At 69.8% G+C, this 12,041-nt stretch carries 11 protein-coding genes; 6 read left to right on the forward strand and 5 right to left on the reverse strand.

From position 1 onward, the window contains the following. Positions 1 to 124 precede the first annotated feature (124 nt). The gene (locus tag ABT129_RS34805) at positions 125 to 1,390 is read left to right on the forward strand and encodes a site-specific integrase (protein WP_351909673.1); all 1,266 of its coding nucleotides are present in this window, start codon (positions 125 to 127) and stop codon (positions 1,388 to 1,390) included. 23 nt (positions 1,391 to 1,413) lie between these two features. Here the strand turns inward: ABT129_RS34805 and ABT129_RS34810 are convergent, their stop codons facing one another. Next, on the reverse strand, positions 1,414 to 2,112 hold the full coding sequence (locus tag ABT129_RS34810) for a hypothetical protein (protein ID WP_351909675.1): 699 nt from the start codon (positions 2,110 to 2,112) through the stop codon (positions 1,414 to 1,416). Between the two features lie 1,247 nt (positions 2,113 to 3,359). On the opposite strand from ABT129_RS34810, the gene ABT129_RS34815 reads away from it, so the two are divergent. Together ABT129_RS34815 and ABT129_RS34820 are read left to right on the forward strand one after the other, a co-directional pair. Then, on the forward strand, positions 3,360 to 4,061 hold the full coding sequence (locus ABT129_RS34815) for a hypothetical protein (protein ID WP_351909677.1): 702 nt from the start codon (positions 3,360 to 3,362) through the stop codon (positions 4,059 to 4,061). A 536-nt stretch (positions 4,062 to 4,597) separates the two neighbouring features. Further along, positions 4,598 to 5,554 carry an SGNH/GDSL hydrolase family protein gene (locus ABT129_RS34820; protein WP_351909679.1) on the forward strand — a complete coding sequence of 319 codons (957 nt, stop codon included), beginning with the start codon at positions 4,598 to 4,600 and terminating at the stop codon, positions 5,552 to 5,554. 115 nt (positions 5,555 to 5,669) lie between these two features. Here ABT129_RS34820 and ABT129_RS34825 read toward each other — a convergent pair whose 3' ends face one another. Beyond that, positions 5,670 to 6,350, reverse strand: a complete 681-nt coding sequence (locus ABT129_RS34825) for an HNH endonuclease family protein (protein WP_351909681.1) — start codon at positions 6,348 to 6,350, stop codon at positions 5,670 to 5,672. Between the two features lie 1,017 nt (positions 6,351 to 7,367). Between ABT129_RS34825 and ABT129_RS34830 the strand changes: the two genes are divergently transcribed. The 3 genes from ABT129_RS34830 to ABT129_RS34840 all read left to right on the forward strand — a co-directional run bounded on the left by ABT129_RS34830 (position 7,368) and on the right by ABT129_RS34840 (position 9,270). Beyond that, on the forward strand, positions 7,368 to 8,315 hold the full coding sequence (locus ABT129_RS34830) for a helix-turn-helix domain-containing protein (protein WP_351909683.1): 948 nt from the start codon (positions 7,368 to 7,370) through the stop codon (positions 8,313 to 8,315). Between the two features lie 25 nt (positions 8,316 to 8,340). After that, complete coding sequence (locus tag ABT129_RS34835) at positions 8,341 to 8,748, forward strand: hypothetical protein (RefSeq protein WP_351909685.1); 408 nt, start codon at positions 8,341 to 8,343, stop codon at positions 8,746 to 8,748. A 174-nt stretch (positions 8,749 to 8,922) separates the two neighbouring features. Then, entirely contained in the window at positions 8,923 to 9,270 is a 348-nt protein-coding gene (locus tag ABT129_RS34840) for a hypothetical protein (RefSeq protein WP_351909687.1), read from the forward strand. Positions 9,271 to 9,293: 23 nt separating this feature from the next. On the opposite strand, the gene ABT129_RS34845 is transcribed toward ABT129_RS34840, so the two are convergent. The 3 genes from ABT129_RS34845 to ABT129_RS34855 form a co-directional block, all read right to left on the reverse strand. Next, entirely contained in the window at positions 9,294 to 9,548 is a 255-nt protein-coding gene (locus ABT129_RS34845) for a hypothetical protein (protein ID WP_351909689.1), read from the reverse strand. A 448-nt stretch (positions 9,549 to 9,996) separates the two neighbouring features. Continuing rightward, entirely contained in the window at positions 9,997 to 10,395 is a 399-nt protein-coding gene (locus ABT129_RS34850) for an SSI family serine proteinase inhibitor (RefSeq protein ID WP_351909691.1), read from the reverse strand. A gap of 219 nt (positions 10,396 to 10,614) precedes the next feature. Then, positions 10,615 to 11,727, reverse strand: coding sequence for a pentapeptide repeat-containing protein (locus tag ABT129_RS34855; RefSeq protein WP_351909693.1), 1,113 nt, complete (start codon positions 11,725 to 11,727; stop codon positions 10,615 to 10,617). Positions 11,728 to 12,041 lie beyond the last annotated feature (314 nt).

The raw sequence follows: 12,041 nt of genomic DNA on the forward strand, positions 1-12,041 counted from the left end.
TGTGCCAGTGCCACCCGCCCTGCCGTCCCGTCGAGAGGAAGCCCGTGACCAACCTCGCCGAAGCCGTCAACGCCGTCCCTCGGATCACCGGCCACAGGTGCATTGGTGCGACCCGCGGCGGGAGGTGTCGTGGTACGCGGCCGATCCGGTGCTGGCGGGCCTGCCGACGTTGGCGGAGTGGGCGCACGCGCACGGCACGCAGCTGGGACAGCCGGTGCTGCTGCGGGCCGATGGTTGGTCGGTGCCGGAGGTCAACGGATTCTTCGCCTCGGCGCGGATGCGCAACGCGAGCACGGGTACGCGGAGGAAGTACGCCTTCGCGGTAGCCGTCTGGCTGGGATTCCTTGATGCTGCGGGCCGGGCCTGGCACGACGCCGACGAAGAGGACGTCGCCGGGTTCAAGTTCTGGCGGATGACCGACGAGGCCAACGTCCGGCGCGTGGCTGGCGGGACGGTGCTGGACGACCTGATCGCGATCAGCGCGTTCTACCGCTGGGCTGGATCTCGGTTCGGAGTGGGCGATCCGGTGACCCGGCGGCAGGTTTCCGGCCCTGCGCCGGGCACGGTGACGGAGTCGTTTGAGGCCGGCCCGCACCTCGTACGCGGCAAGGACGTGAAGTGGCTGGACCCGGCCGGCTACGCCTGCTGGGTCGACGTCGGGCTGCGCGGGCTGGACCTGCGCGGTCGGGAGATCGACGGATGGCGCGGGCGCAACAGCCAGCGTGACTGCGCGTTCGTCGACGGGCTCTACGGCACCGGGCTGCGGCTGAGTGAGTGGGCCAGCATCCTGCGCCTGGAGCTGCCCGCCGACGACCAGGCCGCACCTATTGCACCTGCCGGCTGGCGGAGGCATGCGCCAAGGGTGGACGTGGGCGACGGTTCTGGATGCCGCGCAGCGTGCTGGTCGACGTCCTGGCCTACGAGGAAGGCGAACGCGCCGCAGCAGTCCGCCGCGCTCAGCGCGCCTGCCGCTACGAGCGGCTGCCGCAGTTACTGCTGGTCGAGCGTGGCCACTGACCGCGACGCCGAACGCGAAGCCATCACCGCAGCGATCCAGCGGCTCCTCGACGGCCGTCCAACCCGGTCCACTGGGGCGCTCACCACGCTGCAACTTGCCGTCGAGGCAGGCGTCAAGCGCTGGGTCCTCACCCACAAGACCCGCCGAAAGTCCGAGGTGAACGGCATCCCGCCCGTATTCCAGCATCTGCACGCCCGCGCAGTAGACGCCGAAGCCATCGCCCGCGCACTGCGGGAGGGCAACGGTCGGCTTCGCGAGCGCGTCGCCGTCTATGCCCAGGTCATTCACGAACTGCGCACCGAGCTGGACCGGCGCACCGACATCAGAGGTCAGCGCAGCCTCGTCCGGACTCTGCCCACGAGCCCCACTTGATGCGCGAGGCTCCCGGGGCGCTGTCAGGGACCCTTTGCACTCTTGCGGGGGTCGGTAGCTGTGATCTGCTCAACGAACCGCCGTACCTGTTCCTCGACGGGCTCCTGCGCAGTCACGGACATGACGTGCCAGCGATACGTACCGCCTTCGTCGAACTGGCTGGTGGCGAAGGGCATGACTACTTCAGCAGACTCCCCCCGTTCTTGCACACGGATGCCGTGCACGAACGGCTGGCAGTCCCAGTGCTTGTACCAGTCGGTTGCAGCGATCCGGTGGGCCAGTAGACGGGCCGCCGTGTCTACGGGCTCCTCCCAGCTGTGGTCAGCTACGACCCGAGTCAGTTCGGCGTCGTACTGTGAGGCGTCGAAGCGGACCTCCGGTGGGACAGGGACCCGGATGTCGTTGGTGTTCTCCCAGCTCACCCACTCGACGTGATCGCCACGACGCTGGATGGTGACGAACACTCCTCCACAGCAATCGGTGACGCAGTCGTTGTTCGACAGTTCGACACGGCGAGGCTCGCTAGTGGCCCACAGCGGCCACGTCTCCGATGAACCGAGCCACATCTGCTGATAGCAGCTTGAATCGCCGTCCGGATGTATCTCCTCCAGCACATCCTGGTCGTCGATCAAAGGACGTATGCCCGCCCCCTTCATGATCGCCTGCGGATGCGGAAGGACAGGACGGAGAGCGAGGACGCTCACCGGCGCAACGTGTTCCATGCCGCCCATGATCCCCGATCAGGAGCGCAGGATGGGAGCCCCGCCGGTGGGCCTGAGCCTCACCTCTGTCTGAGCGCGGGCGTATGAACCGGTTCGGCACTCAGCGCAGCGAGCCGACAACAGCTCGGAGTAGGCGAGAGAACCGGCGGTCGCCATAGGGCCTGCGCTCTCATAGAAATTGCTGGTCACAGGCTCAAACAACTCGGGCGCGAAGTCGTGATGGAGCGCATGCACGCCCACCTCCCCCGTGTGCTGAAGCCGGCGACTTCATGATCAATCTCTTAGTCCGGAAAAGGAGTGTGGCGGTGGCGGAGGCGGTCGCGGCCCGTGTCTGGGCCGCGTGGGGTGGGGCGTACGGCGTGGAGGCCGAACACCACCACATTGACCACCCGGTACTGCCCGCCTCCACTCCGGGCCTGACCGCCGCGCGCGTTCCGGCCCCGTAACGCCTGCTGTGAAACACAGAAGTGGTTCATACCCGACACGGGGAGCGGCCTACGACGTGGAGACAACTCTCCCGCCGTTCCCCGCGCCCGGGGGCCACGCCTACACGGCCGAAGGGCCGGCCTCCTGAGGTCGGCCCTTCGGGCTGTATCGGGGGCGGCGTGTCCGTCCCGGCCGGGGTGGTCAGCGTCCGTAGACGTTGCGGCCGAGTTCCCCAGCGCCTATGGGGACGCGGATGCCCTGGGCCTGTCGGCAGAGCTGACGCATGTACGGGGGCGGGCCCGGCGGCGGGCTGCCGACGCGGGGCGGGCCGCTTCGGCGCGGTGTTCTTCGGCGTCGTCCTCCTGGCGGTCGACGTCGTCTACCGCTTCGACCGCTTCGGCTTGTTCGTCGTGGCGGGGGTGCGCTTGGACGTCGCGGGCCGGGCGGGGCGGCGGGTGCCGGGCGGCGGGCGCGAGTCCGGCCGGTCGGGGCTCGGGCGCGGGTGCGGTGGAGACGGCGGCACAGCCGCTTGTCAGGAGGGCGGCCAGGACGAGGAACGTCGTGCGGCAGGGGTGCATGCGCCTCACGCTGCCGAAGCCGGCACCGGGCTGGTGGGCGGCGCGGCCCGGAGCCACCGTGACAAGTTACGGCTCGGGTGGGGTGGTCGTTGGCAGCGCACGGCACAGCACGTGAGGGCGGGCCGTCCTCTCAGCGGAGCGGCCCTTCGTGACGGCGTCGGCAGGGGGGTGGCCGGGGCAAGGTGTCGAATCGGCTGACAGCGGTCTCGGGCCGGGCCTAGCGTTTCCGGTATGACCGACTCGATGCCTGATGTTCTCCCGCCGCGTGACGAGGCCCGGCTGGAGCTTTCCTCGCGGGCCCGGACGCTCGCCGAGCAGGCCGCCGCCCTGGTCCCGGTGGCGGTTGATCCCAAGCCGGGTGATCTGATCGCCCAGGCGGTCCAGTTGCAGGCCCTGGCGAGGGAGCTGCTCGACGCGGCCGTGGTGGCGGAGCGGGAGCGCGGACTGTCCACGGACCAGATCACGGAGTTCGCGGGGAGCCGGCACTGGGGCGGGGTGGTGCTGGCGTGGGTCCAGGACGGCCGGCGCAACCGCAGCGGCACACCCGGCCCGGAACTCGCCGCGAGCCTCGATGAATGGGTGGCCCGCCAGGACCCCGGCACGCCCCGCGCGGTCACCGACGGACTCGACGCGATCCGCTTTCCCGGAACGGCGCAGTACGAGACGCACCAGCGGGCCCGGGTCGCGGAGCTCCACGCGGCGCTGGCCGCCGCTGCCGAGGAACGTGCGGAGGCGTGGGAGGAGCTCAACGCCCTGGCCGATCCCGAGGACGCGGGGACGGATCATCCGGTGAACGTGCGGGTGGTCAACGCGTGCCGGAACCTGGCCGCGGTCTACGGGGACCTCGCGCTCGCCGAGCCCGCGTTCGCCCACGAATACCAGGGCCAGGCCGCCACCTTCACCTCGGCCGCGGACCGTTTCGCCGACCACGGACCGAACGCGTAGTCACCGGCATTTCCCTGCTCCTGACAACTTGTCCCCTCACTTGACCAGGGGTCCAAGGAGGGACAGCTGCGTCAACCTCCGTTCTACAGCCGACGGTGGAGGACCCGAGATCGGCACGTTGTCCTCGTCGAGTACGCCGAGGTCGACTGACCAGTCCCCAGGCCCGTGAAGCCCGTGGCTCGTGCGTAGTCCGTCCAGGTCTCGGCTCCCGGAACGGGTGGACCGGATCCGGCCGCCCGCCACGGGGGTCGTGGGGGAGTGGTCGTCGGAGCGCTCCCTGTGTGTCCCGCGCTTTTGGCGCGGGGCAGAGTGCGTTCCATGGACGGTTTGAGCATGCCGTCGCTGTCAGGCCGCACCCTCCACCTCACTGCCCGTCTTATGCGGAGCTGGACCGGGTGGGTACCAGACAGAGCAGGGGACGTTCTGGGAGTCGTGGGCCAGTACCCCATAAGGATACTTTCTGTGACGGAACCCCCAATGATGGTAACTCTGCGTTTACGGTTCGAGGTGGAATGGTCACCCACCATGGAGATGTCGTGGCCCGCTTCCGTACCCGTCTCGCCCTGCTCGGCTCGGCCGCAGCCCTCACCGCCGTCCAGCTCGCCGGCGCCCAGCCCGCCGCTGCCGCGGAATACCAGTGGGTCGCCCTGGGCGACTCCTACACCGCCGGAGTCATCCGTGCCGCGGGAGACACCTTCGAAGTCCCGCGCGACGGCTGCGAGCGCACCGACCGCTCCTACCCGCAGGTCATCGACCGCGACCTCGGCGGCCTCTTCGACCTGGACAACGTCAGCTGCGGCGCCGCCACCATCGACAACGTCACCGACACCCCTCAGAACCCGATCGGCCGCCACCTGCCGCCCTTCTCCGAGGACCCGGACTACCCCTTCCCGCCTGTGCCCTCACAGTCCGATGCGGTAGGAGCGGACACGGACGTGATCACTGTCGGCGTGGGCGGCAACTCTCTCGGCTTCGCCGACATCCTCACCAAGTGCGCGCAGCTGGGCGGCGAGAGCAACGGCGAGGGCACCCCGTGCAAGGACGCCGAAGGCTCCGGCATCCAGGCCCGGCTGGACAAGGTGAGCAAGGAGTACGACCGCATGCTCGCCGTGCTCCACGAGCGCGCACCGAAGGCGAAGATCCTGGCCGTTGGCTACCCCACGATCGTCCCCATGGACACCTCCAAGTGCACCTACGGCGACCTGACAAAGCTCGGCACGATCACCCAGGGCGACCTGGCCTGGCTGCGTACCGCCGCCCTGGAGCCTCTCAACGAGACCATCGAGAAGTCGACCGGCACGCAGGAGACCGCGAGCTTCATCGACCTCTACACCTCCTCCCAGAACCACAGCGTCTGTGATGACGCCAAGTGGGTCGAAGGCTTCGTCACCCTCCCCGACCAGCTGTCCTTCGTCCACCCCAACGCCCGCGGCCACCGCAACGCCGCCGACCACGTCACAGCGGCGATGCTGAACACCATCGGAACGAGCTGACACCCACCGCACCTCGCGGGAGGGTCCCGCAACGAACCGGCCTCCGGCATCAGCCGGAGGCCGGTTCATGCCCAGGCACCCTCAGGACCGGCATCTCACTTCTGGGAGACAGGTCTCACGGGGCGGGGGTGTAGTGGACGACGGTGGTCTCGCACGCTTCGGCGTAGACGGTGAGGGCGTCGGTCTCGGCCTGGTCGGCGCTCAGGCCCCAGCGGAGCTTGGTGGCGACCCACTCGGAGACGTAGCGGCAGTGGGAGTCGGGCAGCGGCGGCATCCACTCGCGCGGGTCCTGGTCGGCCTTGGACCGGTTGGTGCGCGCGGTGACGGCGACGAGTGAGGCGGGGGCGTCCTGGTCGTTCGCATACGCCTCACGCCGCGCCGCCGTCCAGGCGCTGGCGCCGGAGTCCCAGGCTTCGGCGAGGGGGACCATGTGGTCGATGTCGAGCTTGCCGGGGTCGTTGACCTCCTGGCCGTCGTAGAAGGACAGCCACGCGCCGCCCGACAGCTTGCAGCCGGCCGCGACCGTCGGGGCCTGGGTGGCTTCGGCGAGGAGGACCTCGTTGCGGGTGTTGCACCCGTCGGCCGGATCGAGGCCGCTGTTCCAGTGCTTGAACTTCGTCCGCTCATACCCGGTACGGGACTCGTCGGCGAGCGGGACCAGTTCGACCGCGTCGGCCAGGTTCAGCACCTCGGCGAGCGCGGGGGCGGAAGGCGCGGCGGTGGCCGCCGAAGGGAGGGCGAGGGGGGTCAGGGCGAGGGTGAGCGCGGCGGCGCCGCGCAGCATGTTCTTGATCACGAACGTATCAATAGCGCGTCCGCCCCCTCTGACGTGCCGGAATGTGCCAGATCGTCAGCCGTCCGGAGCCCGAGGTTCACCGGAGAAACGGTCCCGCTCTGTGCCCGCGGGGCTCCGCGGTAGCACGGAGCGGAGGGAGCGCGAGGGTGTTCGCCGCCTTGCTCGCTCGCACACGGCGTCAACCGCACAAGTGTGGGGGCAGGGTGGGAGCCACTCGCAAGAGTTAACGAAGCACGGCGAATCAAGGGTTTCGGTGACAGAGTTATGGATCTTGGGTTGCCGGGAGGGAGTGTGCCGGAGGGGCGCTTAGGCGCAAAGATCGTCGCGCGGGCGTACACCCTATCCCGGGAAAGGGGGGCAAACGCTCTGATTTCCGCGATGGTTGATCGCTTTTGACCGAGTCCCGAAAGGAAAGCGGTCGCGACCGTAACGGACCGGTCGGGCGGGACGGATGGGTAATCACACCCGCAGCGCTACTAACAGGCGTCGCGCTGCTGCTGTAGGTAGTACTGTCCGATTCCCGGTTTCAAACCGGGGACGGCAAAGACCCCGGCGCGTCTGGTTGGTCGCCTGGTCGCCGGGGTCTTGCCACTTCTCGCATCAGCTCGATAGAGGAGGGCATCCTCATGCCTCGTAACCGACGCCGAACTCCGCTTCCTGAAATTCTCCGGGAGTTGAGCCGTGAACGTATCATCCCTGCCTCGCCAGCGGTTCAAACCCTGCGAGTGCATGCCACTGCTGTCACGGTGCTCTGGAGCCTGCTCATCGGGCCCAATTTCCTCCCTTTCCTCGTGCCCCCGGCCTCTCTCCCGCCGCGCGTGCTGCCCTTTCTGACGGCCTGTCTCGTGGCCTTGTGCGGATCCCTGCTGGTCGACCGCCGAATCCGGCGCCGCTGACGCGGCGAGCCGGGCGGTGAGGACACCAGCTCCTCACCCCCGGCGGAAGCGCAGTTCTCCGCCCGCCTGGCATCCAGACGGGCGTAAATACCCGCCATGGCGCCCCCGAAAGAGGTCACCGGTGTCCACCCGTTCCCCCCGCCCTTCCGCATCCGTCCCCCCGCAGGCCCGCTGCACGAGTGACGAGGAGCGCGCCGCCCGCTGCACCGCAGCCCTCCGCGAGATGTCCGAGGACGGCGTCCTCCTGGCCGACTCCCTCCTCGGCAGCTCCACCAGCGGCACGGCCCCGGCCACCGAACAGCTCCGCGACGCCATCGCCGTGCGCGACCTGGCCGAGGAGATGATCAGCACCCTCGTCGTGCGCCAGCGCGCCGAGCGCAAGCCGCTCGACGAACTCGCCCAGATCCTCGACCTGAGCGTGGACCGCCTGCGCAAGAAGTACAGCCCGGAGACGGTCGACAGCCGCCTCGCCACCCGTTCCCGGCCCCGCTACACCATCACCGAAACCTCGAAGGCCACCGAGCCGCCGGACGCCCCCACCCGCCTGCGCCAGCCCGGCCAGCGCCTCGCCAGCGCCCTGCACCTCGCCTACCGCGGCAGTACCACGGTGCGCTCGCAGCGAGAACTCGCCGACCGCATGGGAGTGGACCCCTCATACGTCTCCCGTGTCTTCTCCGGCGAGCGGGACCCCTCCTGGCCGCACGTGAAAGCCATCTGCGAGCTGTGCGGGGGAGACGAGAAGCTCATGGAGTCGCTCTGGGGCGCCGCGACCAGCTGGAAACCGCGGCAGACCGACGACCCGGCCGGCGACCTCCGGACCTACCTCAGCGCCCTGCGCTACGCCGCCGGCTCCCCCGACGACGACACCATCCTCGCCTCGGCCATGACCAGCCCCGCCCTCACCCTCAACGACCTCACCCAGGCCTTCCACGGCCCCGGAACCCCCTCCTGGCACGTCATCAGCATCCTGACCGTGATCCTCCACAGCCTTCCGCAGATCACCCTCCCGCTGTGGAGCCGGGCCCACGCCACCCCCACGACGTGCACCGCACCCGCCGAATCCTTCTGACCCCAGCCACCACGGGGACACCACCATGAAGAGCACCCAGACACCCGCCCTGCTCACCACCGCCTTCTACGCCTTCTACGACCTGCACCGGCCCGTCTACCACGCCTACGCCTCCGCCCGCCTCTCCCCCGAGGAGGCCGCGGTCGCCGTCGCCCAGCTCTTCAACCTCGTCGCCGGCAACTGGACCACCGTCGTCAACGCCTCCTCGCCCTCGGCCTGGGCGTGGACCCGCCACGTCCGCGCCGTCACCAGGCGCATGGGCCGCCCCACCACGCCGGCCGAAGACGCCGACCTGCTCCACCGCACCCTGCACCTGAGCATCGACAAGATCGCCACCGTCACCGGGAGCGAACCGGCCACCGTCACCGCGCTGCTGGCCACCCGCCACCGGCAGCGGACCGGCGAACGCACCCAGCCGCGCGCGAGACCGTGACCTGACGGCCCCCCTGGGGCACGGGAGCCGAACGCTCCTCCTTCTCCGCCGGCCCGCGGCAGCGGCCCTTGCGGGGCTTACCCCCAGGCGCGCTGAGATGCCGGCACCCACCCGACGCGCAGCACACCTGGTGCGCCGTCCGGTGACTCTTTCTCGACCTCCAGGAGGACAGTCATGCCCATCGACCCCTACAACGGCGCCGCCCAGGACACGGTGCTCATGCCCGCGGTGACGTTCGACGTGCTCACCGGCCTCGTCGTGGTCGCCGCACTGGTGCTCGCCCGCCTGGTCTACCAGTGGACGGCCCTGACCCCGAACTCTCCGGCCCAGACGTCCAGGGGCGAGCGGCTCGTGTACGCCGTCGGCACCGCGGCCTCGGTCGTCGTGCTCGGCAGCTACCTCGTCGGAGGGTTCAGGGGAATCCAGTACGCACAGGAGCCCGCCGCAGGAAAGCCGGCCGCCGCAGCCCCGGTGCTGAGTGAAGGAGAGGGGGTCGCGCAGGAACTGCGCCTGGGACAGTGACAACCGTGGGTTGTCGCAAGACGTCACCGTTCGCCCGGTTGCCGCTCTGCCCCGTGCTCGGAGGGAAGCTCTCCTCTGTCGACCGCTATGCCAGGTGCGATACGCCGGGCGAGGTCAGCGGCAAGCTGGCCGGCTTCGTAGCCGTGGTGCGTGGTGTCGAGGGTCTCCAGCCGCTTCATGTAGCTGACCGTCCGCAGGGCCTCCGCAGCAGTCAGCAGCGGCAGTCGCGGGTCCTCGGTGTCTTTGTAGTCGCCGGTCACCGGCTCAGCAGTCTCCACGTGGTGCACAACCCCCCGCCGCCGCCCAAGGACACGCAGTCACGTCGCGCTCGGGACCGTCACCCGTCACGGGTTCTCGTCGAGGAGGAGGTGGAGGACCTCGGGGCCATGAGTGTTGATGCCGGCGGCAGGGGGCCTGCGAGGCCGGCGGGGACCGGCGCAGCGTGCGACGCGAGCGCGCGATCCGGTAGGTCACGCCGCCCATGCGCAGCTTCGAGCAGGGCGGTCAGGGCCGAGCCCTGGTTCCGTTCAGCGGATGTTCCCCTGATGGGTACCCCCTGATCCAAATCACCGGGTGGTGGACATGGCCGTGCCCCCGAGACAGGGGGGGATGTCCGGGGGCACTGTGAGAGGCGGGCGCGGGGAGCGTGAATTGACCAGTCGGCTCGGGCCCGCCTCACTGTTGAGGGTACGGGCGTTATGCCCGTTTGGGGGCTGGAATCGCCCGTCAGAAGGCGAAGACGGCGCCGGTGGCTGCGGTGGCTTCGCAGGGGTTGCCGTAGGTCCGGGTCCAGTCGACAGAGCGGCCCTGATAGACGCCGCGCGCGGACAAGGTGACGGGGGAGTACTCGTCGGTGCATCGGACGCCGGGATTGCCGGGCAGGCGGTTGAAGTCCCCGCTGGCGGCGTCGAGCGCCGCGCAGGCTTCCGCCCGATGGGGGTGGGCGGGGCGGTCGGTGGCGGGGCAGTCGAGCCAGACGAAGCCGATGGTGTCGACGCCGTCCTCGATCCGCTCGGCGGTGAGCTGGAGACGGGTGGTCTCGGCCGTGGGGGCGGCGGCGGTCGCGGCAGGTGCGAGAGTGGCGGCGAAGAGCGTGGCGGCGAGCACAGAGACGATCTTGTTCATGATCGGATCAACGGGTGCGGGTGGGGCCGGTCACGTCGCTCGATGGAGTCACGCCGGGGGCGGCCAGGACGAGGAGCGTCGTGCGGCGGGGGTGCATGCGCCTCACGCTGCCGGAGCCGGCACCGCGCCGGTGGGCGGCGCGGCCCGGAGCCACCGTGGTGGGAGGACTGTCCCCACGGCGTGGGCCGGTCACAGCCGCCGGTTCAGCCTCCCTGTCGGTTATGGATTCGGGGACAGCCAGATCCCAGGCAGGTCGACTATGCCAGCAGGAACGGAAGTACCGACTGCGGCAAGAAGGTCATCCGGGGGTGCCCCCGTCGCGTTGCTGAAGGACACCGAGCTGCCGGAAAACGTTGCGTCGCTAAAGGTCACCGTGCCGCCGGCGAACGTCGCCCTGTAGAAGTTCACTGTGCCGCTGGAGAACGTCGCGTCGCCGAAGTGCACTGTGCCCCTGGAGAACGTCGCGTCGCCGAAGGTCACCGTGCCGCCGGCGAACGTCGCGCTGTAGAAGGTCACGGTGCCGCCGGCGAACGTCGCGTCGCCGAAGTTCACTGTGCCGCTGGAGAACGTCGCGCCTCTGAAGGCGACCGTGCCGCTGGAGAACGTCGCGCTGTAGAAGGACACTCCGCCGCCGGAGAACCTCGCGTTGAGAAAGGACACCGTGCTGCCGGAGAACCACGCGTCGCTGAAGTTCACTGTGCCGCTGGAGAACGTCGCGCCTCTGAAGGCGACCGAGCCGTCGGAGAAGACCGCTCCTTTGAAGGTCACCGTGCCGCTGGAGAACGTTGCGCCGCTGAAGTCGATGGGGCCGTCGATGGTGACGCCGGTGAGGTCGAGGTCGCAGCCCTGCCAGGAGCGGCGGGTTCCCTGGGGGCGGCGGTAGTGATCGCCGATGAGACGCAGGATCGTGTGCCGGACCTTGCGCAGGGCCAGGTAGCGGCGGTGGCCTTCCTGGTGGGCGGGATCATCGCCGGGGTCGGGGGTAAAGGGGAGCTGGAGGTAGGCGCACAGGACGTCGATGCAGGTCTGGCGGAGGCTGTAGTCGGGGGCGTCGTCGGCGAGTCCGGCCAGGGCGTGGACGCCGCCGAGCTGGACGGCGGGGGAGTCGGAGCCGAGCTGCCCGACGGCCTGGGAGAAGCGTTCGGTGTGGAGCCGGGTGGCTTCGCGGTGCGCGCCGGCTTCGTCGACCCGCTGGCGGCGGTAGGCGACGACGAGGGCGACGAGCGCACCTGCCCCGGCGACCACTCCGAAGGAGAGCTTCACCAGGTCGAACAGTGTCTTCGCGTCGAGTTTCTGAGTGGTGTCGATCTCCTGGAAGTCCAGCAGGTACACCAGGCCGTAGAAGATACCGCCGGCCACCAGGACCGCTACGGCGAAGGTGATGGCCAGAGCCCGGCCGACTCTCCACAGCCGCAGCTCCCGGTCGTCTGAGGTCGGCCGCGGCCGTCGGTTGGCCCTCACGGGGAGGAAGACAGGAACTCCCCCGCCCGTGGTTGCGGCGTCAGGGCGCGGGGATCGACGGGGCAGGACCAGGCGTACGCGAGCGTCCGGGCGCGACAGCGCCCCCGGAACAGGGGGGCCGGGGGCGCGTCGTGCGGCGGGCGCGGTGAATCGAGGACCAGTCGGCTCGGGCCCGCCTCACACGC

This window comes from Streptomyces sp. NPDC002057 (assembly GCF_040296665.1).
In the GTDB taxonomy this organism is placed as follows: Bacteria; Actinomycetota; Actinomycetes; order Streptomycetales; family Streptomycetaceae; genus Streptomyces.

Coding starts and splice junctions, on each gene's coding strand:
- ABT129_RS34810 (WP_351909675.1), bottom strand. CDS start 2,112: ATGGAACACGTTGCGCCGGTGAGCGTCCTCGCTCTCCGTCCTGTCCTT.
- ABT129_RS34815 (WP_351909677.1), top strand. CDS start 3,360: ATGCCTGATGTTCTCCCGCCGCGTGACGAGGCCCGGCTGGAGCTTTCC.
- ABT129_RS34835 (WP_351909685.1), top strand. CDS start 8,341: ATGAAGAGCACCCAGACACCCGCCCTGCTCACCACCGCCTTCTACGCC.
- ABT129_RS34840 (WP_351909687.1), top strand. CDS start 8,923: ATGCCCATCGACCCCTACAACGGCGCCGCCCAGGACACGGTGCTCATG.
- ABT129_RS34850 (WP_351909691.1), bottom strand. CDS start 10,395: ATGAACAAGATCGTCTCTGTGCTCGCCGCCACGCTCTTCGCCGCCACT.